This window comes from Streptomyces sp. NPDC104381 (assembly GCF_055583745.1).
Genome location: NZ_JBVJNK010000003.1, coordinates 428,846 through 454,458, shown reverse-complemented (window position 1 = coordinate 454,458; position 25,613 = coordinate 428,846). Strand labels below are relative to the sequence as shown.

The following is a 25,613-nucleotide window of genomic DNA, read 5'->3' as shown; positions in this document are numbered from 1 at the left end:
ACGGCCAGGCCCTAGGGGTGGAGATCCAGCCGGCCGAGCAGGGCGTAGGCGCGTTGTTCGGCCGTGGCGAGTTCGGAGGGATCGATCTCGGCCGGCCACACCTCGCCTGCCGCGGCGTCGTCCGCCTCGCGCAGTTCCACGACCGCCTCCGCCAGCCGCAGGCGGACCACCGCGCGCGGGGCCCTCGCCGGGCCGGCCAGGGACCGTTCCGCGTCCTCGGCGGCCGCCAGGCATGCGTCGAGCGCCCGCTCCACCCGCACCACTGCCTGGTCATGGACCACCAGGAGCGCGCAGAGCAGCCCGACCGCGATCCCCATGACGCTGCCCAGCGCACGGTCGAGGACCAGTTCCCCGGCGGGCGCGGGAGCCGCGAGATCGCTCAGCAGCAGCGCCATCGGGGTCAGGAACACCACGCCCAGGGCGTAGTTGCGGACCACGATGTACTCCAGCAGGAATTCCAGGGCCACGATCACCACGGCGAGCGCCACCGGGCCCGGCTCCGCGGCCAGCACCCCGAGCGCCAGCAGCAGGCCGACGACCGTGCCCAGCGTGCGCTGGACCGCGCGCTGGGCCGTGGTGCGGACGTTGACCGAGTGCAGCACGGCGGCTGCCGAGATCGCGGCCCAGTAGCTGTGCTCCAGGCCCAGGAGCACGGCGAGGCCGCCGGCGACCCCGGTCCCCACGGCCATACGCACGGCGGGCACGGCGAGGACCGCCCGGTGGTGCGGACCCTGCGGGCGGCCCAGCAGCAGCTCGGTGGCGCGCAGCACCACGGACGGGGCGCGCGCCCGGCCCGGGCTCGCCGGGATGCGGGAACCGTCGAGGCCCGTCCCCCCGAAGGGCGGCGGCACATCGGGCACCGGGGGGATCCCGTGCCGCCGCCCGGTGAGCAGCCGGGCCTGGCCGCGCAGGTGCAGTGCGGTGCTCCTCTGCTCCTCCGGGGACCACCGTGCCGCGCCCACCAGCAGGGCCCAGGACAGGTCGGCCGACCGCAGGAGCAGCGTGTCGTGGCGGGGCGCGGTCCGCCGGGCGGGCGGCGGCTGTCCGAGGCTCCGGTAGGCGTCCAGCACGGCGACGGTGGCACGGTGCCGTGTCCGCCCGGGCACCTCGGCGCCGGCGGCGCGGGCTTCCAGCAGTGCGGCGACCTCGCGCAGGGCGGTGGCGACGGCGAGGCGCTGCGGCCGGTCCGGATGGATCAGCAGACCCAGCATCCCGAGGATCCACGCGGGCGCGGCCCCGGCTGCCGCCATCGCGGTGTACGGCAGGATGTCGGCGGACGTGGGAGAGGCGTGGGCCGCCACCGCGAACGAGAACAGCACCATGATCGCGCCGAGGCCGCTGAGCCGGGTGGCGTCGCAGACGTACTTGGCCGCTCCCGCGACCAGCCCCGTCGCCGCGACGACGACGGCGGCACCGGCCGCGCTCTCCTCCGGGCGTGCCCAGGCCGCGAGCGCCGAACCGCAGGCCACGCACGCCGTCATCGCCAGGGCCACCAGGGCGAGGACCCGGGCGCGGCGGGCGTAGGGCAGGTTGCGGCCGAACGTGGTCGTGAAGGAGCCCAGCATGGCGTACACCGCGAGGTCCGCACGGCCCGCCAGGACGACGGGCACGGCGACCAGCCCCATCGCCAGGGCCGCCCGCAGGGCGAAGACGAGCGCCCCGTCCACGTCGTGCAGGACCAGCGCGCCGCCGGGATGGAGCACCCGCTGCACGTCCGCGGCCGAACGCCGCCGGCCGCGACGGGCGGCGGCAGGGAGGAGGCGGCGGAGGAAGGGCATACAAGGTATATACCTGGTCGTTCCGCCGGACCTCCGGCCGGCCCCCGGCCGCGCCGCGCTCGCCGCACGGAGCCGGCGGCTGGGCGGTCCGTACGAGCGTTCCGTACGCGTCGGAGCCACCGGGCCGCGACCCGCACTCCGGGCTAGGGTCATGACGCATGAGCACCTGGCTGCCTCTGGACGCTGTTCCCCGGCTGTGCTGTGCCGTGGCCCTCGGAGCCGTGATCGGCCTGGCCGTGGGGCTGGGCACCGTCCCGGCGCTGGGTGGCCTGACCGGGATCACCGCGACCGAGCTGCTCTTCGTCCTGGGGGGATGGGTCGTGCTGTGGCCGATGGACGCCGCCGCCACCCGCCGGAACGCGGGGCGTGAGGACTTCCGGCCGGTCACGGAGGAACTGGTGGTGGTGGCGGTCGCGTCGTGCGGGCTGCTGGCCATCGTTCTGCTGCTTCTGCTCGGCCCGGCCGACACCGGGCACGCCGGCGCGGCCATCGCTCTGTGCGGGGTGTTCACGGCGTGGGCCGCGCTGCACCTGATGTACGCGACCCGCTACGCCTACGTCTACTACGCGGCCTCGGGCGGGATCGACTTCAACTCGGACCGTCCCCCGGCGTACCGCGACTTCTTCTACTTCAGTTACAACCTCGGCATGACCTACCAGGTGTCCGACACGGACGTCTCCAGTTCGACGATCCGCGCGATCGTGCTGCGGCACTCACTGCTGTCGTACGTCTTCGGCACCGGCATCCTCGCCACGGCCATCAACCTCGTCATGGGAATCGTCACCGGCTGACGGCGGGGCCGCGGCCCGCAGGTCCCGGGTCCGCGAGTTGCGCGCTGCTCCGCACCGCGTTTCGGTTGAGGGGAACCCTCGTCGGCACCCCGCCCGAAGAGACCGCCGCCGTCCCAGGAGCTGCCATGTCGATGTCGTCCTTCGATTTCGGCTCGTCCGACCCGTTCAGCGAGTTGTTGAACCGGTTCTTCGGAATGTCCCCGGCATCGTCACCTCCGGCGGTGCAACGGGTGCCGATCGGGCGGCTGCTAACCGAGTCCTCGCAGGAGCTCCTCAATCTGGCGGGCCGGCGGGCGATGGAGGACGGGACGTCCGACCTCGACACGGACCATCTCCTGTGGGCGGCGACGAAGGTCGAGCCGGCGCGGGGGCTGCTCGCACGGGCGAGGATGGATCCCGACGCCCTGGCCGCCCGGATCGCCGAGGTCCTCCCCCGGGAGTCGGGGGAGCCGTCCTCGGAACCGGGGCTGACGCCGGCCGCCAAGCGCACCCTCGCCACCGCCTACGAGCGCTCCAGGACGGCCGGCGCGTCGTACATCGGGCCGGAGCACATCCTCGGCGCGCTCCTCGAAGGCGTGGACACGGGCGCCGCCCGGTTGCTGCGGGCCGACGGTGAGGACGGGCAGAAGCTCGCCGGTCTCACGGAGCAGGCGGGCCGCGCCGAGGGGTCCGCCCCCAGGGAGAAGAAGCCCGAGACGACGCTGGACGAGTTCGGACGGGACCTCACCGAGGAGGCGAAGGCCGGGAAACTCGACCCGGTGGTCGGGCGGGCCGAGGAGATCGAGGAGACGGTCGAGATCCTCTCCCGGCGGTCCAAGAACAACCCCGTGCTCATCGGCGAGCCGGGAGTCGGCAAGACCGCGATCGTCGAGGGGCTGGCGCAGCGGATCGTGGCCGGTGAGGTCCCGGGGACGCTGAAGGACAAGCGCGTGGTCGCCCTCGACCTGTCCGCGATGGTGGCCGGCGCGCAGTACCGGGGGCAGTTCGAGGAGCGGCTGAAGAAGGTCATCGAGGACGTCCAGGAGGCCCGCGGCGACATCATCCTCTTCATCGACGAGCTGCACACGGTCGTCGGCGCGGGCGCCACGGGCGAGGGCTCGATGGACGCGGGCAACATGCTCAAGCCGGCCCTGGCGCGCGGAGAACTGCACGTCGTGGGCGCGACGACGATCGACGAGTACCGCAAGTACGTCGAGAAGGACGCCGCGCTCGAACGCCGATTCCAGCCGGTGATGGTCCCGGAGCCCTCGGTGGAGGAGACGGTGCAGATCCTGGAGGGGCTGCGCGACGCGTACGAGGCCCACCACCAGGTCCGCTTCGCCGACGGCGCGCTGGCGGCCGCTGCGGAACTGTCCGACCGCTACGTCAGCGACCGCTTCCTGCCCGACAAGGCCATCGACGTCATGGACCAGGCCGGGGCACGGGTGCGGCTGCGCAGTACGGCGCGTTCGACGCTCGCGGTCGCCGCGGAGGACCGCATCGCCAAGCTGGGGCGGGAGCGGGACCAGGCGGTCGACGCCGAGGACTTCGAGAGGGCCGCGGAGCTGAAGCGGGACATCGCCACGGCGGAGGGCGAGCTCGCGGGCATCGAGGAACGCCGGGAGGGCGTCGTCTCGGTCACCGCGACCGACATCGCGGACGTGATCTCCCGCCGTACGGGGATCCCGGTGTCCCAGCTGACGGCCAGCGAGAAGGAGAAGCTCCTCAGGCTCGAGGAGGAGATGCACTCCAGGATCGTGGGCCAGGACGAGGCGGTCACCGCGGTCTCGCAGGCGGTGCGGCGCAACCGTGCCGGGATGGGGGACCCGAACCGGCCCGTCGGCTCCTTCCTCTTCCTCGGCCCCACCGGCGTGGGCAAGACGGAGCTGGCCAAGACCCTCGCCGAGCTGCTGTTCGGCGAGGAGGACCGCATGATCCGCTTCGACATGAGCGAGTTCCAGGAGAAGCACACGGTCGCCCGCCTGGTCGGCGCGCCTCCTGGATACGTCGGATACGACGAGGCGGGCCAGCTCACCGAGAAGGTCCGGCGGCAGCCCTACAGCGTGGTCCTCTTCGACGAGGTGGAGAAGGCGCACCCGGACGTCTTCAACACCCTGCTCCAGATCCTCGACGACGGGCGCCTCACCGACGGCCAGGGCCGCACGGTCGACTTCAGGCACTGTGTCGTGATCATGACGTCCAACATCGGAGCCCGTCGCATCCTCGGTCACCAGGGCGACGCGTCCGATCTCAAGGACGAGCTGATGGAGGAGCTGCGGGGCCGGTTCCTGCCGGAGTTCCTGAACCGCATCGACGAGATCATCGTCTTCCACAGCCTCACCGAGGACGACCTGTCACGGATCGTGGATCACCTGCTGGCCCGCAGCGAGCGGCGTGTCCACGCGCAGGGCATGCGGCTGGAGGTCACCGAGGCCGCCAAGAAGCTGCTGATCGCCCACGGGCACCAGCCGGAGTTCGGGGCCCGCCCCCTGCGGCGGACCATCCAGACGGAGCTCGACAACCGCATCGCCGACCTCCTGCTCGGCGGTGAGGCGGAGTCCGGCGACACCGTCGTCGCCGATGTGCAGGGTGATTCGCTCCACTGCACCGTCCGAAAGGGTGAGGCGGACCAGGGGGCGCCCGCCGGGGAGCAGGACGCGGACCCGGCCCAGGGAACGGACTCCGGCGAAGGGGCTTGACCCGGGGCGGACGCCACGAGCGCAGCTGAGCCGATCCGAGGAGGAGACGGACATGACGCACCACAAGTCCAACGAAGCGGTCGGAGGCGAGACGGAAGCCGGACGGGGGATGCCCCGGCGGCCCGACCAGGAGGCCCTGGAGCGCCGGACGGTGCTCGACCGCGAGGAAGCCGGGCTCCCCACCCGGGCGCCCGAGGATCCGGACGCCGTGTACCGGGCGGTGCGCGAGCAGGTCGACCACGAGGTGAACACCGGGTCCATGCCCACGGGCACCGCCCCGCGCAGGGACCGCGGATTCCCGCCGACCCGCTACTGAGCCGGACGTGTCCCCCGGCAGGCCGTCGTGTGGCGGCCTGCCGGACCCGCGGTGAGACTGAGGGCACCGGCCCCCTGAAGGCGAGTGGTGCATGAACACCGTTGAGGCAACGATCGAGGTCGCGGTGCCGGTGCGTACCGCGTACAACCAGTGGACCCAGTTCGAGGGTTTCCCCCGGTTCAGCCGTGTGGTGAGACGCGTCGTGCAGGTCACGCCCTCCGTGATGGCGTGGGTCGTGCGTGCCGGCCCGGTGCGCAAGGAGTTCGAGACCGAGATCGTGGAGCAGGTCCCCGACTCCCATGTGGCCTGGCGCAGCCTGGACCGCGGCCCGTGGCACGAGGGCGAGGTCGAGTTCCGGGCCCTCGCTCCGGAGCGTACGGCGATCACCGTACGGATGCGGTTCAGGCGCCGTGGCGCGCACGGTGTGCTCACGGCGGTCCCCGGTGCGGCCGGCCGGATCGTGTGCCAGGAGCTGGCGTGCTTCAAGGAGTTCATCGAGGGGCTGGGAGAAGCCGGCGGGGGCTGGCGGGGGACCATCCGCAAGGGACACGTACGGCCCGGGGAGCCGGAACTGTCGAAGAGCCAGGTGCCCACGTGGCCCGTGGGCTGAGCCTCGGGCGGGACACAGGAGACGAGAGGCAACCCGATGAAGCCGCCCAGTGACGAACCGAAGGACGACCTGACCGTCACCCCGCCCAAGAAGTGGGCCGCCGGCGTTCCCGCGGTCGTGCACGCGCTGGAGTACTCCCTGCAGCAGACGTCCCCGCGGAAGACCGCGGTGGACCTGCTGACGATGAACCAGGTGGACGGGACGGACTGCCCGGGCTGCGCCTGGGCCGACCCCGCCCCCGGTCACCGCAATCGCAACGAGTACTGCGAGAACGGCGCCAAGCACATCAACGACGAGGCGACCGGGAAGCGGATCACCACCGACTTCTTCCGCGCGCACCCGGTCTCCGACCTGGCGGGCCGCTCCGACCTGTGGCTGAACCAGCAGGGCCGGCTCACCCGTCCGATGGTCAAGCGGCCGGACTCCGACCACTACGAGCCGATCAGCTGGCACGACGCCCTGAACCTGCTCGCCGAGGAGCTGAGGGCGCTCGACACACCCGACGAGGCGGTCTTCTACACCTCGGGCAGGGTGAGCAACGAGGCCGCGTTCGTGCTCCAGCTCTTCGCGCGGGCCTTCGGGACCAACAACCTGCCCGACTGCAGCAACATGTGTCACGAGTCGAGCGGCTTCGCCCTGCACGAGACGCTCGGCACGGGCAAGGGAACGGTCAGCCTCAGCGACCTCCACCACGCCGACCTGATCTTCGTCGTGGGACAGAACCCCGGGACCAACCATCCCCGGCAGCTGTCCGCCCTGGAGGAGGCGAAGCTGAACGGCGCCCGCATCATCGCGGTGAACACACTGCCGGAAGCGGGGCTGCTGAGGTTCAAGAACCCGCAGAAGGCCCGTGGACTGGTCGGGCAGGGCGTGGAGATCGCCGACCGTTTCCTGCACATCCGGGCCGGTGGTGACCTGGCCCTCTTCCAGGGGCTGAACCGGCTGCTGCTGGAGGCCGAGGACGAGCGGCCGGGGCAGGTGCTGGACCACGACTTCATCGACACCAACACGAGCGGCTTCGACGAGTTCGCCGGACACGCCCGGGAGATCTCCTGGGACGACGTGATCACCGCCACCGGTCTGACCCGTGAGGAGATCGAGGCGGTCGGTGCCGACGTGCTGCGCAGTGAACGCGTCATCGTCTGCTGGGCCATGGGGGTCACGCAGCACAAGCACGGTGTTCCGACCATCCGGGAGATCGTCAACTTCCTGATGCTCCGCGGGAACCTGGGGCGGGCGGGCGCCGGTGCCTGTCCGGTGCGCGGCCACAGCAATGTGCAGGGCGACCGCACGATGGGTGTCTGGGAACAGATGCCGGACGCCTTCCTGGACGCGCTGCAGCGGGAGTTCGGCTTCGACCCGCCCCGCGCCCACGGGCTGGACTCGGTGAACGCGATCAGGGCGATGGGAGAGGGCCGGATCAAGGTCTTCCTGGGGGTCGCGGGCAACTTCGTCCGGGCCGCCCCCGACAGCGCGGTCACCGAGGAGGCCATGCGGACCTGCCGGCTGACCGCCCACATCTCCACCAAGCTCAACCGGTCCCACACCGTCTGCGGGAGGACCGCGCTCATCCTGCCGACCCTGGGCAGGACCGAACGGGACGTCCAGGCGGGCGGGGAGCAGTTCGTCACGGTGGAGAACTCGATGAGCGAGGTGCACACCTCCCGGGGGCGGCTGAAGCCCGCGTCCAAGCTCCTGCTCAGCGAGGTGGCCATCCTCTGCCGGCTGGCCCGCCGCACCCTCGACGGCCGGGTCGACCTCCCGTGGCAGGAGTTCGAGACCGACTACGGCGCGATCCGCGACCGGATCGCCCGGATCGTGCCCGGACTGCACGACCTGAACCGGCGGGTGACCCGCCCGGGAGGCATCAGGCTGCCCAACCCGGTCAACGAGGGTGTCTTCCCCACCGCCGTGGGCAAGGCCCTGTTCACCCGGAACGCCTGGGAGATGCCGGACGTGCCGGAAGGGCACCTGCTGCTGCAGACCCTGCGCTCCCACGACCAGTGGAACACCGTCCCGTACACGGCCAACGACCGCTACCGGGGGATCCACGGAAGCCGGCGTGTGGTCCTCGTCAACCCCGCGGATCTCGCCGAACTCGGCCTGAGCGCCGGTCAGCGGGTGGATCTCGTCGGTGTCTGGCACGACGAGGCGGAGCGCCGGGCCGAGGGATTCGAGGTGGTGGCGTATCCGACCGCGCGCGGGTCCGCGGCGGCGTACTACCCGGAGACCCAGGTCCTGGTGCCGCTGGACAGTGTGGCCGACATCAGCAACCAGCCCACCTCGAAGGCGGTCCTCGTCCGGCTCGAGCGGACGGTGTGAGTTCCGCGGACCCGGTCCGGCCCTCCAGGGGGCCGGACCGGGCTCCGCGCATGTCAGGGCAGTGGCGGCGGGAAGAGCAGTTACACACCGGAGGGCAGGGCATTCATGCCGGGACCGAGACGACATCCTCACCTCCCCCGGCGCCGGGGCGACCGGGCGGCGACGGACCAGATGGTGCGGACGCTGCTCCGGCGGCGCAAGAAGGCCCTGGCCGCCGAGGACGTGACGGTGACCGATCCGCCGAAGGTGCGCCGCGCCGTGACGGCGGCGGCGCTCGGCAACACCATGGAGTGGTTCGACTTCGGTGTCTACGCCTATCTCGCGGGCACCCTCGGCAAGGTCTTCTTCCCGTCGAGTTCACCGGGCGCACAGGTGGTGTCGACCTTCGCGACCTTCGCCGCGGCCTTCCTCGTACGGCCGCTCGGCGGGCTGGTGTTCGGCCCGCTCGGTGACCGGGTGGGGCGCCAGAAGGTTCTGGCGGTCACCATGATCATGATGGCGGCGAGCACCTTCGCGGTGGGTTTCCTCCCGTCGTACGCCACGATCGGTTTCGCCGCCCCGTTGCTGCTGCTGGTGTGCCGTCTGGTGCAGGGCTTCTCCACCGGCGGTGAGTACGCGGGTGCCACGACCTACATCGCGGAGTACGCGCCGGACAAGCGGCGCGGCTTCCTGGGCAGTTGGCTGGACTTCGGCACCTTCGTCGGCTATTCGCTCGGCTCCGGCCTGGTGACCGTGCTGACCGCGGTGCTCGGTACGGACGGGCTGACGGACTGGGGATGGCGCATCCCGTTCTTCGTCGCGGGCCCGCTCGGCCTGATCGGTCTGTACATGCGGCTGAAGCTGGAGGAGACCCCCGCCTTCCAGCGCGAGGAGGAGGCACAGGCCGAAGTGGCGGCCGAGGGCGATCCCGTCGAGCAGGCACGCCAGTCCGGCAAGGGCCGTCTCAAGGAGATCTTCACCGGGCACTGGGAAGCGGTGCTCATCTGCATGGGCCTGGTCCTGCTCTACAACGTCACGAACTACATGGTGACTTCCTATCTGCCGACCTACATGTCCAGCACGCTCGGCGAGCCGGAGGCGACGGCCCAGCTCCTGGTCCTCGGCACGATGCTGCTCGTGGTGCTGACCATCACGACCGTCGGGAGGTCCTCCGACCGCTGGGGCCGTCGCCCGGTGTTCATGGGCGGGAGCGTGGCACTCGTCGTCCTCGCGGTGCCCGCGTTCCTGCTCATCCGGGAGGGCGGCATCCTGCTGCCGGCGATCGGCTGCGGGGTCCTCGGGCTGCTGCTGGTCTGCTTCGCGGGGACCTCCGCCTCGACCCTGCCGGCGCTGTTCCCGACCCGTCTCCGGTACGGCGCCCTGTCGATCGCCTTCAACATCTCCGTGTCGCTGTTCGGCGGGACCACTCCCCTGTTCACCTCCGCGCTCGTGGAGGCGACCGGCAACGACATGGTCCCGGCGTACTACCTGATGGTCGCGGGCGCCGTCGGGCTCGTCGCGGCGTTCTTCCTGCACGAGACGGCGGGCAAGCCGCTGCGTGGCTCCGGGCCCATGGTGGAGACCCCGGAGCAGGCGCGTGTCCTCGTCGCGCGCAGCAGGACGCGGGCGGGCCGGCAGGCGCGTGACGTGTGGATCCGGATGCGCCACCCATGGGGCGGGAACGGCGACAAGCACTGAGCACGGCCGGGTCCCGCGCCGCTCCCGGCGGCCCCCGCGAGGGATGCCACCCTGTGCGGCGCAGCGGTGTCCTGGCAGGTCAGGCCGACAAAAGCAGCGTAAAACGGATAACCCCAAGATTGGGGCTCCCCAACCAGCACATCGTGGGCTTAACTTATGTGTCATGACCTCCCCCCGCTCCACCTACGGCAGCGGCTACTACGCCACGCCGTCGTTCCCCGACACCCCGATCTACGACTCCCTGGTCGCCGAGCGGGGGACCCCTCAGATCGCGCCGATCCGGGTCCCCGCCGCCTACGACACCGGGAACAGCTATCTGCCCGCGCTTCCGTCGGCGCTCCCGGCACTGCCCGCCGCCCCTTCGCAGCACACCGGGTCCTACGGCTACCCGCAGCAGGCACCGCAGCCGCAGTACCAGAACGCCGGGATGCAGCAGGCGCCGATGATGCAGCCCGCACAGCTGCAGCACGCGCCGGCGCCGTACATCCCGCAGCAGCCGTCGGCGCCGCGCGGCTACCAGCAGGCACAGCAGCCGCAGCGGCCCGGTACGGGGTACGAGGCGATGCGTCCCGCCTCGCCGCGGCCCGCGTCGCCTCGGCCCGCGCCGACTCCCGCGCAGTCGCCCTACGAGGACCCGTACAACCGCCCGTACCAGAGCCGGGGGTACTGACGGGCCCTGCCGCGCACTGTCAGTGACGGCTGGCAGGATGTCGGCATGGTCTCTCCTGTACTCGGTGCCGCATATGTCCACCCGGTCAAGTCGCTGGCCGCCCGTGCGGCCGACGCGGTGGCCGTCGAGCCATGGGGACTCGACGGCGACCGCCGCTGGATGCTGATCGACGGCGAGGACAGGGTCGTCACCCAACGTCAGCAGCCCGGTATGGCCCTGCTGTCCGCCGAGCCGTTGCCCGGCGGCGGGCTGGCCCTGTCGGCATCCGGGAGTCCGACGCTGGTGGTGGAGGTGCCCGATCCGGCCGGCACGGTCGTCGCCGAGCTCCACAGGAGCAAGGTGACGGTGGTGGTGGCCGCGGAGGCGGCCCACGCCTGGTTCGGCGCGCGTCTCGGTGCGGAGGTCCGGCTCGTCCATCTCGACGCGCCGTCGCACCGCAGACCCGTCGATCCGGCTTTCGGACGGCCGGGCGAGACCGTGTCGCTCGCCGACGCCTATCCGCTGCTGCTCACCACGCGGGCCTCGCTGGACGCGCTCAACTCGCTGGTGGCCCAGGGGGACCACCCGGACGAGGGGCCGCTGCCGATGGACCGGTTCCGGCCGAATGTGGTCGTGGAGGGCACGGCGCCCTGGGCCGAGGACGGCTGGCGGCGGATCGCGATCGGGGAGGTCGCGTTCCGCGTCGTCAAGCCGTGCGGCCGCTGCGTCATCACGACCACCGACCAGCGGACCGGGGAGCGGGGCAAGGAGCCGCTGCGTACGCTCGCGCGGCACCGCAAGGACGGGAAGTACCTGCTCTTCGGGCAGCACATGATCCCGGAGGGCACCGGGGTGATCCGGGCCGGGGACCCGGTGCGCGTCCTCGGCTGACGGGACGGGGCCCTCGGCCGACGGGTCTTCGCGGCGGCCCCGTCGCGGAGAAGGAACTCGGGGAGGGCCGTGGGCCGTTGGCGGCGTGAAATTGCTCTCTCTTCGCCGTCCGAGGAGGCATTCGCCGCTCTCCCGGGTTATCACGGACAGGGAAGGGGGTGCATGACTGTGCGAGTGGTTCTGGGAATCCGGCGGTGGCGGCGCAATCCCGTGTGCCGGGCCACCGATCGTCATGAGGCGTGGCTGGCTCTGGTCGCCCTGCTGCTGATGGTGGTGGCGGCACCGGCGGTCGGCTGGAGAGCCGGCTCGCTGACGGACGACGCGCTCCGACGGACCGTGCGTGCCCAGCACGAGCAACGCCATCCCACCGAGGCCGTGGTGGTCCGCGCCTCGGGCACCTCGCGCTTCGCCCAGGACCCCGAGGCGGTCGTCACCGAGGGCTCCATGCGGACGTCGGTGGTGGCCGACTGGCTCGCCCCGGACGGTACGGCACGCACGGGCACCGTGTCGACGGCGTCGACGAAGACCGATCCCGGCGCCCGGATCCAGATCTGGACGGACGACCGGGGCCACCCCGCGATGCGTCCCATGGACCTGTCGACGGCCCGTACGCACGCGGCGCTCGCGGGTATCGGAGCGACGCTGGTCGCGGGCGGTCTCACGGAAATCGTCCGCAGGATCGTCGTATGGCGCATGATGCAACGGCGGTACGCCCGGCTCGACCGCGCCTGGGCCGAAGTCGGTCCCGACTGGGGCAGAACGGGTACGGGCAGCTGACCCCGTGGCCGCCGGTCCGCCCCGTATCCGGCTGACCAGTGGCCTTCCGCGGCCGACCCGTCAACTCGCGCCCCTCACGCGCGCTACGGTGGACCGGCCCGCCCGACTCCTCGGCAGGCGGGGCGTGAGGCTGCCGGCGGACCGGCGGCGCACGCGGACAGGCACGAGGCAGCGCACACGGCACGAGGTGGGGGCACAGCAGCACCATGGCACAGGGCACGGTCCAGGTGACGCACACCGGCACATCGCGATGGCGGCGCCGTACAGGCGAATACGCATCCCTCACCGCCGCCCTGGAGGCCGCAGCGGACGGTGACGTCCTCACCGTCGCCCCCGGCACCTACCGGGAGAATCTCGTCGTGGACCGCGCGGTGACGCTGCGCGGCCCCGAGGGCTCCGCGGGCTCCGTGCGGATCGCGCCGGCCGACGGGGTCCCCCTGACCGTCCGCGCCTCCGCCGTCGTCCAGGACCTCCATGTGGAGGGCCAGGACTCGGCCGCCCCGGCGCTGCTCGTCGAGGAGGGCTCCCCCGAGCTGTCGGACCTGCGCATCGTGACCCGGTCGGCCGCCGGGGTGGAGGTGCGGGGCGCCGCGAGGCCCACGGTGCGCCGCTGCACGGTCGACAACCCGGCCGGGGTGGGCATCGCCGTACTCGACGGCGCGGGCGGCGTGTTCGAGGAGTGCGAGGTCGTCTCGGCGGGCCAGTCCGGTGTCTCGGTGCGCGACGGCGCCCACCCGCGTCTCGACCGCTGCCGTGTGCACCACGCGTCGGGAGCGGGCCTGAGCGTGACCGGCGAGGGCAGCGGCCTGGAGGCCGTGGGCTGCGAGGTGTACGAGATCAAGGGCAGCGGGGTGCAGATCACCTCGCGCGGCAACGCGCACCTCACGGACTGCACGGTGCACCGTACGTCCGCCGACGGGGTCACCCTGGACACCGACGCGGTCCTCACGCTCGCGGACTGCGACATCCACGACATCCCGGAGAACGCGGTCGACCTGCGCTCCCGTTCGGTGCTCACGCTGACCCGCTCCACCGTCCGCAGGTTCGGCCGCAACGGTCTCTCGGTGTGGGATCCGGGCACCCGCGTCGACGCCAACCAGTGCGAGATCCACGACAGTACGGGCGACTACCCGGCGGTCTGGGTGAGCGACGGGGCCACGGTGATACTCGACTCGTGCCGCGTCCACGACGTGCCCGACGCCCTGTTCGTCCTGGACCGGGGCTCACGCGCCGATGTCGTGGACAGCGATCTGACCCAGATCCGCAACACGGCGGTCTCGGTGAGCGACGGGGCCACCGCCCAGCTCGACGACTGCCGGATCCGCGAGGCGTCCACCGGGGCGTGGTTCCGTGACCACGGCAGCGGCGGCACGCTGAACAACTGCACCATCGACGCGGCGCAGACCGGGGTCATCGTGACCAAGGGCGCCGACCCGACCATCGAGAGGTGCACGGTCACCTCGCCGGCGGAGGCCGGTTTCTACGTCTCCGCCGAGGGCCGGGGCACGTTCGACAGCTGCCGGGTCACCGGGAGCGACGGGTACGGCTTCCACGTGATGGACGGCTGCCGTTCCACCCTCACCCGGTGCCGGACCGAGCGGTGCGCGCGCGGCGGCTACGAGTTCGCCGACGGCTCCGGAGGCGACGGGCAGGCGGGCGGTCCGGTGGCGCGGGACTGCACCAGCGACGAGAGCGGCCTGCGCGCCGGGTCCGCTCCCCCGGCCCCGGCGGTGCTGACGGCGACACAGGCCACGCCCGGGCTGCTCGGCGCGCTGCCCGGGCAGCGCCCCGCGGAGCCCGCCCCCGCCCCCGCGGCTCCCGCCGAACCGGCCCGGGACTCCGGTGCCGTGCTGGGCGAGCTCGACGCGCTGGTCGGCCTGGACAGCGTCAAGCGCGAGGTGCGGGCGCTGACCGACATGATCGAGGTGGGCCGGCGCCGCATGCTGGCCGGTCTGAAGGCGGCGTCGGTCCGCCGCCACCTGGTCTTCACCGGCTCCCCCGGCACGGGCAAGACGACGGTGGCCCGGCTGTACGGGGAGATCCTGGCCTCGCTGGGGGTCCTGGAGCACGGCCATCTCGTCGAGGTGTCCCGTGTCGACCTGGTCGGCGAGCACATCGGGTCCACGGCCATCCGTACGCAGGAGGCGTTCGACCGGGCGCGCGGCGGGGTCCTGTTCGTGGACGAGGCGTACGCCCTCTCGCCCGAGGACTCCGGCCGCGACTTCGGCCGGGAGGCCATCGACACGCTGGTGAAGCTGATGGAGGACCACCGAGACGCCGTGGTGGTGATCGTGGCCGGGTACACGCACGAGATGGAGCGCTTCCTCACCGTCAACCCCGGTGTGGCGTCCCGCTTCTCCCGGACCATCACCTTCAGCGACTACGAACCGGACGAGCTGCTGCGGATCGTCGAGCAGCAGAGCGACGAGCACGAGTACAGCCTGGCGGAGGGCACCGGGGAGGCGCTGGTCAAGTACTTCACGGCGCTTCCCAAGGGCCCCGCCTTCGGCAACGGCCGGACGGCCCGCCAGACCTTCGAGTCGATGGTGGAGCGGCATGCGGGCCGGGTCGCCCAGCTCACGGAGCCGAGCACGGACGACCTGACCATGCTCTATCCCGAGGACCTTCCGGCGCTGCCCTGAGCGGCACCGCCCCGGTCCTGCGCGCCCGTGCCCGCCTGCTGGGGGACGACGGGCCCGAGCCGTTCCAGCAGGGCGGCGCGTTCGACGGCGAAGACCGGGTCGGCCTGGTAGTCGGAGTGGCCCAGGACCGGTTCCGGCAGCGGGTGTTCGATGGTGCGGCCGTAGACCAGCGGGTCCTTCAACGGGCCCCGGTCCACCTCGTGGCCCTGCCCCTCGTCGATCCTGACCGGACCGCCGATCGGGTCCGTCGCACGCCAGAGGTTGCGCCAGCAGTGGACGGAGCGCTGGAGCCCTTCGAGGGGGACGCGGCCGAAGTAGGCCGGGAACCAGCGCCCGTACAGCCGCTCGATCGGGGAGCCGTACGTGAGGAGCGCGACCCTGCGGCGGGCCGTGTCGGGGAGCTGCCACACCGCCGCGGCGGCGAGCACGCTGCCCTGGGAGTGGCCGGAGATGACGAGCCGGCCGCGGGTGCTTCCCGTCCAGGCGCACATCCGGGACGAGAGGTCGGGGACGGCCCGCTCCGCGTAGCAGGGCGGTGCGAAGGGGTGGGCGGCGCGCGGCCAGAACGTGCCCACGTCCCAGAGGATGCCGACGGTGCGCCGCGCGGAGACGTCGCGGTAGGCGCGGCGGCCCAGGGCGACGAGCAGTATCACGCCGAAACCGGTCATCCAGGAGCCGGTCGACTGGGCGGTCTCGGCGGCCGATTCGACGAACGGGCCCGTGCCGTCCGTCGCGAGGCCGGGGACCTCTCCGGTGAGCCAGGATCCGGTCACGGCTCCGGCGCCGAGCAGCAGGGTGGCGGCGGACAGCAGTCCGAGGATGCCGGGCGCGGAGTCGGTGAGCGCGGCGGTGGCGCGGGTGCGCGCGATGTGCCGGGTGCGTCCGGGCTCGGGGTGCTTCTCCCCGTACTCCGCCTCGATCACGGGTCCGAGCCGGCGGGCGTGACGGGCGGTGCGGACCACCAGCCAGACGACGGGCGGCAGCAGGAGGAGCAGCAGGACCGGGATGACGGAGGCCTGCCAGCTGAGGAGCACGGGCGGTCCCTCTATGTCGGCGCCCGCGCCCATGCCGGGGGTGCCGGGGCCGTCGAGCCAGTCGGCCACGCGCTGGGCGATCCCGCCGGTCATCACCCCGCCGAGGGCGCAGGCGAGCATGGCCACCGCCGGCCCGCCGAGGCCGTGGAGGGTGGTGCGCGGTTCGGGGACGCGCCGGTAGAGGCTCAGGGCCACCACGGCGAGTACGACGACGAGCAGGCCCTGGCCCAGGGCGAGGGCGCGGAAGACGGCCTCTCCGGGGAGGGCGCCCGAGGACACCCAGGCGGGACGCGACCAGGCGGCGTAGACGAGGGCGCAGACCAGCAGGGCGAGGGCGGTACCGGGCAGGAAGGTCGTGAGGGCCCGGTCGAGCCGGTTGTCGAGGCGTCGCTCGCTGCGTCCCCGGTGGCAGATCACCGCGAGGACGACGAGCGCGCACAGCGCGAGGACGGTCTCGAACAGGGCGCCGGCCACCTCGGGTACGGGGCTGTCGGCGGCCCGGTCGTGACGTGCCGCCGCACCGCCGACCGCCGCCGCGACGGTGAGGAACCCGGCGGCGGTGTGCGCCGCGCGCAGCCGGGCCACCAGCCTGCGTCCGTACCAGAAGCCGGGCCTGCCGAGAGCGGGGCGGACGAGGGGTGCTCCGGACGGGGCTCCGGCGTCCGCGCCCGTGGTCCGGTCGGCGTCCGAGACGTCGTCCGTCTCCGTGTCCGCGTCCGGGGCGTCGTCCGTGTCGTCGTCCGTGGTCCCGTCGTCGTCCGTGCCCGTGCTGTCCGGCCGCTCCCAGGTCAGGGGCCGCTGCGACTCGTAGGCGCTCCACGTGCGGTTGGAGAGGTACCAGAGCAGGCCCACCACCGCGGTGGGCACGAGTGCCGCGACGGCGAGGCGGCGGCCGGGCTGGGCGAACCATCCGTCCTGCTCCGTGGAGAGGAACCCGAGCCAGGAGCGCTGCCCGGAGCACTCGGGCGTCCCCGCGCACTGCCAGGCCACCAGGTCCAGGGCGACCTCGCAGGCGGCGGCCGTCAGCAGCACGGTCAGGCTGAGCGCGAGGAGCCGCACCAGCACCCCGTAGAGCCGGACCGCCCGGGCGCTCCCCCGTGCCGCGGGGCGCATCCAGTGGGCGAGGTTGACCACCATGAAGGGCAGCAGGAGCAGCCACAGGGCGCGGGAACCGTTGCCCGAGGTGAGGTTGGACCAGCAGTAGGCCTCGGCGACGGGCCCATCCCGGTGGCGCTCGGGGTGCTGTTCGGCGCCGACGTCCTCGGTACGCCGGTGGACGGCGGCCGTGGCGTCCCCGGTGATCCTGGTCGTACGGGGGTCACCGAGCATCTCCTGCGGGGTGGTTCCGCCGACACCGTGGACGAGCAGTTCCAGTGCGGCGCCACCGCTGTGCGCGGCCTCGGTCCGGGGTGCAGGGGGCAATGTCGGTGACTCGCTCTCTGGTCCGTCGGCGCGTGGCCGGTGGGGGACGGCTGGGTTGAGCTGATGCGCAGTCACCACCATCTCCGACGGGAGGGGTCCGCCGCACCGGCTCTCACCGAATCTCCCCAGTGGGACGGCCTGCGGGGGTGCGTGGCAGGATGGGCGCGTCCCGCAGGACCGCTGCCGGACCGTGCGGACAGAGGGAAGGACCGGGGCCCGGCGTTGAGCGAGAACCAGAATCTGCTCGCGGAGCAGCGGCGCGCGCTCATTCTCGACGATGTGCGCAAGCGCGGCGGGGTCAGAGTCAACGAGCTGACCCGCAAGCTGAGCGTCTCCGACATGACCATCCGCCGGGATCTGGACGCGCTGGCGCGCCAGGGTGTGATCGAGAAGGTCCACGGCGGTGCCGTCCCGGTCGTCGAGGCGAGCACGCACGAGCCCGGCTTCGAGGCCAAGTCGACGCTGGAGCTCAGTGCCAAGGAGGACATCGCGCGCACGGCGGCCGCGATGGCGGTGCCCGGCAGCGCGATCGCGCTCTCCGGCGGTACGACGACATTCGCACTGGCGCGGCACCTCCTGGACGTGCCCGGGCTGACGGTGGTCACGAACTCGGTGCGGGTCGCGGACGTGTTCCACGGCGCGCAGCGCCCGGGCGCGTCGGGCGGTGCGCGGGCCGGTGCGGCCACGGTGGTGCTGACCGGTGGGGTCCGTACGCCGTCGGACTCGCTGGTCGGGCCGGTCGCGGACCGGGCGATCGGCTCGCTCCACTTCGACGTGCTGTTCCTCGGGGTGCACGGGATCTCGGTCGAGGCCGGTCTGTCCACGCCCAATCTCGCGGAGGCCGAGACGAACCGCCGCTTCGTACGGGCGGCCCGGCGCGTCGTCGTGGTGGCCGACCACACCAAGTGGGGCACGGTGGGCCTGAGTTCGTTCGCCGCGCTCGACGAGGTCGACGCCTTCGTCACGGACGCGGGTCTGCCGGACGCGGCCAGGCTGGAGATCGAGGAGCATCTGCCGGGCCTGGTGGTGGCGGACGGCCCTGCGGACGAGTAGTCCGCCCCGGGCTTACGACGACCGCCCCGCCACCCTCCGCCTGCGGGGCTCACGGGCGCCGGACGTCCTAGGATCGGACCGTGGCCGTATTCCGCATCGAGCGCTTCACGCCCCTCCCCGCCGCCGAGGCGTGGCGACGGGTGACCGACTGGGAGCGGCACGGCGGGACCGTTCCGTTCACCTCGGTCACCGTCCCCGGGGGCCTGCCCACCAGGACCGGCACGGTCTTCGTGGCCCGGACCGGCGTGGGGCCGCTGGGCTTCGACGATCCGATGGAGGTCGTGCGGTGGACCCCGCCGGCCGCCGGCCGGGCGGGGCTGTGCCGGCTGGAGAAGCGCGGGGCCGTGGTGCGCGGCCGTGCGTCGATCGACGTCTGCCCGACCGGTTCGGGTTCGCATGTGATCTGGGTCGAGGAGCTGCGGGTGAGGCTGCTGCCCCGCTGGGCCGATCCGCTGCTGGCGAGCGCCGGGCGGCGGGTCTTCACCCGTGAGCTCGGCACCCTGCTCGACGACTGAGGGAGCCCGGAACGCACCCCGGCGACCGCCCAGGAGGGGCGCCGAGGGGTCTGCTGAGGTATCCCGGACTCATGGACGTGCGGCAGTGGACGGATGAGCTCCAGGAGGGATCCCGGTGGAGCCGGGCACTTCTCGTGGTGCCGTTCGCCCTGATCGCCGTCGTGACGGTCGTCGACATCAATGTCCCGCCCGGGGTGCATCTCGGCCCGTTCCTGGTGGCGGCGCCGGCGCTGACCGCGACGTTCGCCGGTCCGCGTCCCACCGCCCTGGTCGGCGCGGTGGCGGTGCTGGCCCAGGCCGTCGTGGCCGTGACCCGTTCCAGCATCACCGATCTCAATCACATGTACCAGATCGCCGCTCTGTTCCTGATCTCGGCCATCGTCACGTTCTTCGCCCACCTGCGGGAGCGCAGGGCGGCGGAGCTGGTGCGGCTGCGCACCGTGGCCGAGGCGGCGCAGCGCGGCATCCTCCGGCCCCTGCCCGCACGCAGTGGCCCGCTGCGTCTGGCCTCGGTCTACCTGGCGGCCGAGGCGGGGGCCCAGCTCGGTGGTGATCTGTACGCGACGGCGCGCACGGCCGGGGGGACCCGTCTGATCATCGGTGACGTCCGCGGCAAGGGCCTCGACGCCATCAGCAGTGCCGCGGGGGTGCTGGGCGCCTTCCGTGCGCTGGCGCGCCAGGAGGAGCACCTGCCCGATCTGGTCACCCGTCTGGAGAGCAGTGTCGCCGCCCACCGGATCGACTCCCTGAACGAGACGGGCGCCCGGCCCGAGAACGCCGCGGTCGCGGAGGACGCCGCGGGCCAGGACATCGCGGAGGCCTTCGTCACCGCGGCCGTCCTGGACATCCCGGATGCGGGGCCGGAGCTCCGGCTGGTCAGCTGCGGGCATCCCCCGCCTCTGCTGCTGAGGGGCGGACGCGTGCACGCCCTGGACGCGACCCGGCCGGCTCCGCCCCTCGGCGTCGGGCCGCTGACGGACGACGGGCCGGCCGAGGATCTGTTCACCTTCCGTGCCGGGGACCTGCTGCTGCTGTACACGGACGGGGTCACCGAGGCGCGGGACGGTTCCGGGCGCTTCTACCCGCTGGCCGAGCGGCTGGGTTCGTGGCCGGGGACGGGGCCCGGGCCCCTGGTCGAGCGGCTGTGCGCCGATCTGCTGCGCCATGCGGGCGGCCACCTGGGCGACGACGCCGCCATGGTCGCCGTGGAACGCCTCCCCGGCCCTGGGTGAGGGCTCCGGACGAGGGCCCCCGGGGCCTCCGGAGTGCCCCCGGCTCAGGAGGACCAGGTGCCGGTGGCCATGAAATGGTCGATGGTCTCCGTGTACGGCCGGATGTCGAGGCCCTGCGCGCTCAGCCAGTCGTCGGAGTAGTACTTGTCGAGGTAGCGGTCGCCGGGGTCGCAGAACAGCGTCACGACGCTTCCGGTGGTTCCCCGTTCCACCATCTCGGCCACGAGCCTGAGGGCGCTCCACAGCCCGGTGCCGGTCGATCCGCCCGCCTTGCGGCCGATGGCGCGCTCCAGCATCCGGACCGCCGCGACACTGGCCGCGTCGGGCACCTTCATCATCCGGTCGATGGCCCCGGGCACGAAGCTCGGCTCCATCCGGGGTCTGCCGATGCCCTCGATGCGTGATCCGCAGTCGCTGGTGGCCAGTTGGTCGTGGCGGGTCCATCCGTCGAAGAAACAGGAGTTCTCCGGGTCCGGTACGCAGATCCGCGTGTCGTGCTGCATGTACCGGACGTAGCGCCCGATGGTCGCCGAGGTGCCGCCGGTGCCCGCGGTGGCGACGATCCAGGCGGGTTCGGGGTATCTCTCCAGCCTCAGCTGCTGGTAGATGGACTCGGCGATGTTGTTGTTGCCCCGCCAGTCGGTGGCGCGTTCGGCGTAGGTGAACTGGTCCATGTAGTGGCCGCCCGTCTCGGCCGCGAGGGCCGCCGACTCCTCGTACAGCCTGCGGGAGTCGTCGACGAAGTGGCACTGGCCGCCGTGGAATTCGATCAGGCGGCACTTCTCGGGGCTGGTGGTCCGGGGCATCACCGCGACGAACGGCACACCGATCAGCTTCGCGAAGTACGCCTCCGAGACGGCCGTGGAGCCGCTGGAGGCCTCGATGACCGGCTTGCCGCGGCGGATCCAGCCGTTGCAGAGTCCGTAGAGGAAGAGCGAACGGGCCAGCCGGTGCTTGAGACTGCCCGTGGGGTGCGTCGACTCGTCCTTCAGGTAGAGGTCGATGCCCCAGTGCTCCGGCAGCGGGAAGCGCAGGAGATGGGTGTCCGCGGAACGGTTGGCGTCCGCCTGGACCTTGCGTACCGCCTCCTTGAGCCAGGCACGGTAGTCCGGGTCGCTCCGGTCGACGTCGACGGTCTCCACGACGCCACCGCGGGGTGTGTGCTCACTGGTGTCCATCAGCGGGTCTCCTTCGGGTGACGGCGTTCTCCGTGGGGCCTACGATATTCCCCCCACCTGCGCAAACGTTTACTTTGGCGTCCCATAGGCCTCCCTTGGCCCAGGGGCACCGGCCGCCCCGCCGGGCCGCGCCGGCGGTCGGGACGCGGCGGAAAGCGGCCGGTTTCGGTGGCGATGAGGCCTGGTGTCAGGGCCCTCTCCATGGGCAGACTTGCAGAAGCCGGTACAAGGGGGGCGAAGTCGCCATGGCCGAGACAGAGTTCAGCGCTGCGGATTTCGGCGCAACGGAGTTCGGCACCGCCGACTTCAGGGCGAGTGACGTGAGGATCCGACGGTGGGCGCGGTCACTGACCCGGGCCGGCCAGGTGATCGTGGAGGACGGCCGGATCGCGCTGCTGACGAGCAACGGGCGGGAGATCGCCAGCGCCCCGGTGTCGGCGGTGAGCGCGGCCAGACCGTGGTTCCTGGCCGCCGACTCGGCGATCGCCCGCATCGACGGGGTGCGGTACCGGCTGACCATGGGCCAGCGCAACCGCAGGCCCGGCGGGGCCGCCCCGGTCCGCAGATTCCTGGAGGTCCTGCGGAGCGCCGCGGGCCGACGGGTCTGACGCTACGGCCCGGTACAGACACCGCGAGTTGCGGAGCCCAACCCCCTGAGTCACGCTGGTCACACGTCACTGATGGTGTACCGGCGGTGACAGCGAAAGCCGCCCTCGCCGGGAACCGTTCAGGGCGGACCACGCATGACCAGAAACAGCAGTCAGCCATCTGCTGGATCCGTTCCTTCGTCTTCTTCCGGACCTATTTCGGGGAGTCGCAGCCGTGATCAGCGAGCCAAGCAGGCACTGCGCGGTGGAGCTCCAGGCCCTGCCGTCGCGGATCGGTCAGGTCCGCAGAATCATTTCGGCGCAACTGCGCTACTGGCATCTCGATCCTCTGATCGACCAGGCAGCGCTCGGTGTCACCGAACTGCTGACCAACGTCCACCGGCATGCACAGCCGGACAAATCATGCACCGTCGAGATCGAGCTGCTGCTCGACCGGCTGACGGTGTCCGTCCACGACCACGACCCCCGGCTGCCGACCGTGTGCGACGCCGATCAGTCCGCCACCTCCGGGCGCGGACTGGCGATGATCGCCGCGGTCAGCGAGAGCTGGGGTGTACGACCGAGCGATGACGCGGGCAAAGTCATCTGGTTCACCCTGCCCGCACCATCGTTCACCACCGCTCTGCCGCCTCTCCCGGTGTACGGGTCGACGACCGACGGCCCGTTCGGCTCGGACGTCGTGGGACTCATGGAGCCGGTGGCGGCACGGACACGCACCCGGTCGGCCGTGGTCGGCTGACGGGAGAGCGGCCGCGCACCGTGCGCAGCACACCACGCCGCGCACAGCACCCAGGAGCGCGTCGATCCACTCGTGATCGACGCGCTCCGCTCCGTTTCACGCCCGGCCCCGGCCTTCCGCGGTCATGCCGGGCCGTCCTTGTCGTAGCGGCCGTAGGGCTCGTCCAGGACGGAGAGCCTGCGCCAGTACTCGTCCTCGTCGATCTCCCCCGCGGCGAACCGCCGTCCGAGGAGGCCGATCGGCGACCGGTCGTCGGCGGGGCCGCCCCGCCTGACGCCGTGCGGCTGCCACGGGCCACGGCGGCCGCGCCAGACGGTGCGGCGCAGCAGCGTGACGACGCCGACGGCGACCACCGCCCAGATGATCGGGAAGAAGAGGATCCAGGGTCCGGGTCCTCCGTAACTCGCCAGGGTGTTCATCTCGGTCAGCTCCTCGGTGAGGGATTCGTCGTCACGTTCCGGTCGTTTACGAGCCTGTCTCGGGGAGCGGCCGGAAGCGTCGTACGGCCGGCGGCGGTTGCCGTACGACGGCGGGAGTACACCGTGGCCGGATGCCTGCTCCCCCCGGGCAGGGCGCGCCGTGGATTCTGTACCTACTGGTATGTACAGTGGGCGCATGAGCACTCCGGAACGGTTGATCGGGGCCACCCAGGAGCTCCTGTGGGAGCGCGGATACGTGGGCACCAGCCCCAAGGCGATCCAGGAGCGTGCGGGGGCGGGCCAGGGCAGCATGTATCACCACTTCGCGGGCAAGCCCGATCTGGCGCTCGCCGCGGTGCTCCGCACCTCCGCGGAGATGCGGGAGACGGCCGGGCGCCTGCTGGACGGCCCCGGATCGGCGTACGAGCGGATCTCGGCCTATCTGCTGCGCGAGCGTGAGGTGCTGCGGGGCTGTCCGGTGGGGCGGCTGACGATGGACCCCGAGGTGGTGGCCAGCGACGCGCTGCGCGCCCCGGTGGAGGAGACCATCGGCTGGCTGCGGGAGCGGCTCGCCGAGATCCTCCAGGAGGGCCTGGACGCGGGCGAGTTCGCGCCCGGAACGGCCCCCCGGGAGGTCGCGGCGACGATCGTGGCCACCGTCCAGGGCGGCTATGTCCTGGCCCGCGCGTCCGGGTCGGCGCACGCCTTCGACTCGGCCGTCCGGGGACTGCTCTCCCTGCTCGCCCCGCACGTCCCGCACGTCCCGTCGAACCGTCCGGCCTGAGGAGCACACGCGTGCACGCCATGCAGTACGAGATCACCCTGCCCGCCGACTACGACATGGGGATCATCCGCGAGCGGGTCGCGACCCGGGGCCATCTCCTCGACGCCTTCCCGGGGCTGGGACTCAAGGCGTATCTGGTCCGCGAACGCGGGGAGACCTCACCGGTCAACCAGTACGCCCCGCTGTACCTGTGGTCGGCCCCGGAGGGCATGAACAGCTTCCTGTGGGGCCCTGGATTCCAGGGCATCGTCGACGACTTCGGCCGCCCGGAGGTCCAGCACTGGACCGGACTCCACTACGAGGAGGGCGCCGCCCCAGGGGCACTCCCCCGCACCGCCGTCCGCCGCCGCGAGCGGATCGCGGACACCGTCCGGCCGGCCGCGGCGGTGGAGGCCGCACTGGAGGAGAGCCGCCGGCTGGCCGGCACCCCGGGCAACATCGCCACCGCGCTGGCCGTCGATCCGCGCCACTGGGAGCTGTTGCACTTCACCCTCTGGGAGGACGAGCCGTCCGGTGCGCCGGGCGACCGCTACGAGGTGCTGCACCTGTCGTCGCCGGAGCGGGACCGGCTGGGGCGGGGGAAGCAGTGGTGACCCGGGTCCGCACGGTCCTCGGTGATGTTCCCGCCGGGGAACTCGGGGTCTGCGACGCGCACGACCACCTCTTCATCCGTACGCCGGTGCTGCCGGGGCTGGAGCTGGACGACCCGGAGGGGGCCGGTGAACGGCTGCGGGACTTCCAGGCGCTGGGCGGGCGGACGGTCGTCCAGTGGACCCCGTACGGGATGGGCAGGCGGCCCGTGGACCTGGCGTCCCTCTCGCGGGCTGCCGGGACCCGGATCGTCGCGGCGACCGGGCTGCACCAAGCGGCCCATTACGCGCCCGAGTTGCTCGGCCGGATCATGCCGGAGCTGGAGGAGCTGTTCGTCTCGGAGATCACGGACGGGATCGGGGCGACGGACGTGCGGGCGGGGCTGATCAAGGTGGCCGGGGCGTTCCACGGCCTCGACGCGCACGCCCGGCACACGATGAGGGCGGCCGCCGGCGCCCATCACCGTACGGGGGTGCCGATCGCCGTCCATCTGGAGATGGGTACGGCTGCCGGGGACGTGCTGGACCTGCTGTGCGGGGAACTGGGCGTGGAGCCGCGGCGGGTGGTCCTCGGCCATCCGGGCCGGTTCCCGGACGGCGTCGCGCAGCTCGATGCCGCCCGGGCGGGTGTGTTCCTGGCGTTCGACGGCCCTTCGCGGGCGCATCACGCCACGGACTGGCGGCTCCCCGAGCAGCTCGCCGCACTCGCGGAGGCCGGGTTCGGCGGGCAGTTGCTGCTCGGCGGCGACACGACGGTGCCCGGGACGCCCGGTATGCCGTACCTGCTGAGGGGGCTGCGGCCACGGCTGGTGCGGTCGCTCGGCGAGGAGCTCCTGGAGACGGTGCTGGTGGACAATCCGGCGCGGGCGTTCGCCCTGGCGGAGGTCTGAGGAACCGGGTTCGGGCAG

At 72.4% G+C, this 25,613-nt stretch carries 22 protein-coding genes; 18 read left to right on the top strand and 4 right to left on the bottom strand.

Annotated features, from left to right (window positions below):
• Positions 1-11: 11 nt before the first annotated feature.
• Entirely contained in the window at positions 12-1,778 is a 1,767-nt protein-coding gene (locus ACZ607_RS11515; protein WP_469734160.1) for an FUSC family protein, read from the bottom strand.
• A gap of 158 nt (positions 1,779-1,936) precedes the next feature.
• Here ACZ607_RS11515 and ACZ607_RS11510 point away from each other — a divergent pair, with 158 nt between their 5' ends.
• The 10 genes from ACZ607_RS11510 to ACZ607_RS11465 all read left to right on the top strand — a co-directional run bounded on the left by ACZ607_RS11510 (position 1,937) and on the right by ACZ607_RS11465 (position 15,131).
• On the top strand, positions 1,937-2,569 hold the full coding sequence (locus tag ACZ607_RS11510; protein WP_469734158.1) for a DUF1345 domain-containing protein: 633 nt from the start codon (positions 1,937-1,939) through the stop codon (positions 2,567-2,569).
• Between the two features lie 125 nt (positions 2,570-2,694).
• Positions 2,695-5,247 carry an ATP-dependent Clp protease ATP-binding subunit gene (locus ACZ607_RS11505; RefSeq protein ID WP_469734156.1) on the top strand — a complete coding sequence of 851 codons (2,553 nt, stop codon included), beginning with the start codon at positions 2,695-2,697 and terminating at the stop codon, positions 5,245-5,247.
• Between the two features lie 52 nt (positions 5,248-5,299).
• Positions 5,300-5,563: a hypothetical protein gene (locus tag ACZ607_RS11500; protein WP_469734154.1), complete on the top strand. Its 264-nt coding sequence runs from the start codon at positions 5,300-5,302 to the stop codon at positions 5,561-5,563.
• Positions 5,564-5,654: 91 nt separating this feature from the next.
• Positions 5,655-6,173: an SRPBCC family protein gene (locus ACZ607_RS11495; protein ID WP_469734152.1), complete on the top strand. Its 519-nt coding sequence runs from the start codon at positions 5,655-5,657 to the stop codon at positions 6,171-6,173.
• Positions 6,174-6,209: 36 nt separating this feature from the next.
• Positions 6,210-8,495, top strand: coding sequence for an FdhF/YdeP family oxidoreductase (locus ACZ607_RS11490; protein ID WP_469734150.1), 2,286 nt, complete (start codon positions 6,210-6,212; stop codon positions 8,493-8,495).
• A 171-nt stretch (positions 8,496-8,666) separates the two neighbouring features.
• Complete coding sequence (proP, locus tag ACZ607_RS11485; protein WP_469734916.1) at positions 8,667-10,172, top strand: glycine betaine/L-proline transporter ProP; 1,506 nt, start codon at positions 8,667-8,669, stop codon at positions 10,170-10,172.
• A gap of 163 nt (positions 10,173-10,335) precedes the next feature.
• Complete coding sequence (locus ACZ607_RS11480; protein WP_469734148.1) at positions 10,336-10,842, top strand: DUF6643 family protein; 507 nt, start codon at positions 10,336-10,338, stop codon at positions 10,840-10,842.
• 45 nt (positions 10,843-10,887) lie between these two features.
• Positions 10,888-11,712, top strand: coding sequence for an MOSC domain-containing protein (locus tag ACZ607_RS11475; RefSeq protein ID WP_469734146.1), 825 nt, complete (start codon positions 10,888-10,890; stop codon positions 11,710-11,712).
• Positions 11,713-11,874: 162 nt separating this feature from the next.
• The gene (locus ACZ607_RS11470; protein WP_469734144.1) at positions 11,875-12,489 is read left to right on the top strand and encodes an Rv1733c family protein; all 615 of its coding nucleotides are present in this window, start codon (positions 11,875-11,877) and stop codon (positions 12,487-12,489) included.
• 206 nt (positions 12,490-12,695) lie between these two features.
• Positions 12,696-15,131, top strand: coding sequence for a right-handed parallel beta-helix repeat-containing protein (locus tag ACZ607_RS11465; protein ID WP_469734142.1), 2,436 nt, complete (start codon positions 12,696-12,698; stop codon positions 15,129-15,131).
• On the opposite strand, the gene ACZ607_RS11460 is transcribed toward ACZ607_RS11465, so the two are convergent.
• Positions 15,101-17,587, bottom strand: coding sequence for a hypothetical protein (locus tag ACZ607_RS11460; RefSeq protein WP_469734140.1), 2,487 nt, complete (start codon positions 17,585-17,587; stop codon positions 15,101-15,103). The two genes, ACZ607_RS11465 and ACZ607_RS11460, sit on opposite strands and share 31 nt — an antisense overlap.
• Before the next feature lie 222 nt (positions 17,588-17,809).
• Between ACZ607_RS11460 and ACZ607_RS11455 the strand changes: the two genes are divergently transcribed.
• From ACZ607_RS11455 to ACZ607_RS11445, 3 genes are all read left to right on the top strand, one after another.
• Positions 17,810-18,640: a DeoR/GlpR family DNA-binding transcription regulator gene (locus ACZ607_RS11455; RefSeq protein ID WP_469734138.1), complete on the top strand. Its 831-nt coding sequence runs from the start codon at positions 17,810-17,812 to the stop codon at positions 18,638-18,640.
• 80 nt (positions 18,641-18,720) lie between these two features.
• On the top strand, positions 18,721-19,155 hold the full coding sequence (locus tag ACZ607_RS11450; RefSeq protein ID WP_469734136.1) for an SRPBCC family protein: 435 nt from the start codon (positions 18,721-18,723) through the stop codon (positions 19,153-19,155).
• A gap of 71 nt (positions 19,156-19,226) precedes the next feature.
• Positions 19,227-20,387 carry a PP2C family protein-serine/threonine phosphatase gene (locus ACZ607_RS11445; protein WP_469734134.1) on the top strand — a complete coding sequence of 387 codons (1,161 nt, stop codon included), beginning with the start codon at positions 19,227-19,229 and terminating at the stop codon, positions 20,385-20,387.
• Between the two features lie 44 nt (positions 20,388-20,431).
• Here the strand turns inward: ACZ607_RS11445 and cds1 are convergent, their stop codons facing one another.
• Positions 20,432-21,565 carry an L-cysteine desulfhydrase Cds1 gene (gene cds1, locus ACZ607_RS11440; protein ID WP_469734133.1) on the bottom strand — a complete coding sequence of 378 codons (1,134 nt, stop codon included), beginning with the start codon at positions 21,563-21,565 and terminating at the stop codon, positions 20,432-20,434.
• Between the two features lie 245 nt (positions 21,566-21,810).
• Between cds1 and ACZ607_RS11435 the strand changes: the two genes are divergently transcribed.
• Positions 21,811-22,173, top strand: coding sequence for a hypothetical protein (locus ACZ607_RS11435; protein ID WP_469734131.1), 363 nt, complete (start codon positions 21,811-21,813; stop codon positions 22,171-22,173).
• Between the two features lie 214 nt (positions 22,174-22,387).
• The gene (locus ACZ607_RS11430) at positions 22,388-22,912 is read left to right on the top strand and encodes an ATP-binding protein (RefSeq protein ID WP_383189385.1); all 525 of its coding nucleotides are present in this window, start codon (positions 22,388-22,390) and stop codon (positions 22,910-22,912) included.
• 122 nt (positions 22,913-23,034) lie between these two features.
• On the opposite strand, the gene ACZ607_RS11425 is transcribed toward ACZ607_RS11430, so the two are convergent.
• Positions 23,035-23,331 carry an SHOCT domain-containing protein gene (locus ACZ607_RS11425; RefSeq protein ID WP_469734129.1) on the bottom strand — a complete coding sequence of 99 codons (297 nt, stop codon included), beginning with the start codon at positions 23,329-23,331 and terminating at the stop codon, positions 23,035-23,037.
• 196 nt (positions 23,332-23,527) lie between these two features.
• On the opposite strand from ACZ607_RS11425, the gene ACZ607_RS11420 reads away from it, so the two are divergent.
• The 3 genes from ACZ607_RS11420 to ACZ607_RS11410 are packed head-to-tail and all read left to right on the top strand — an operon-like array spanning position 23,528 to position 25,595.
• Positions 23,528-24,115, top strand: a complete 588-nt coding sequence (locus ACZ607_RS11420; protein ID WP_469734127.1) for a TetR/AcrR family transcriptional regulator — start codon at positions 23,528-23,530, stop codon at positions 24,113-24,115.
• Positions 24,116-24,126: 11 nt separating this feature from the next.
• Positions 24,127-24,708: a DUF4865 family protein gene (locus tag ACZ607_RS11415; protein ID WP_469734125.1), complete on the top strand. Its 582-nt coding sequence runs from the start codon at positions 24,127-24,129 to the stop codon at positions 24,706-24,708.
• Positions 24,705-25,595: a phosphotriesterase family protein gene (locus ACZ607_RS11410; RefSeq protein ID WP_469734124.1), complete on the top strand. Its 891-nt coding sequence runs from the start codon at positions 24,705-24,707 to the stop codon at positions 25,593-25,595. The genes ACZ607_RS11415 and ACZ607_RS11410 overlap by 4 nt, the downstream gene beginning before the upstream one ends.
• Positions 25,596-25,613: the final 18 nt, after the last annotated feature.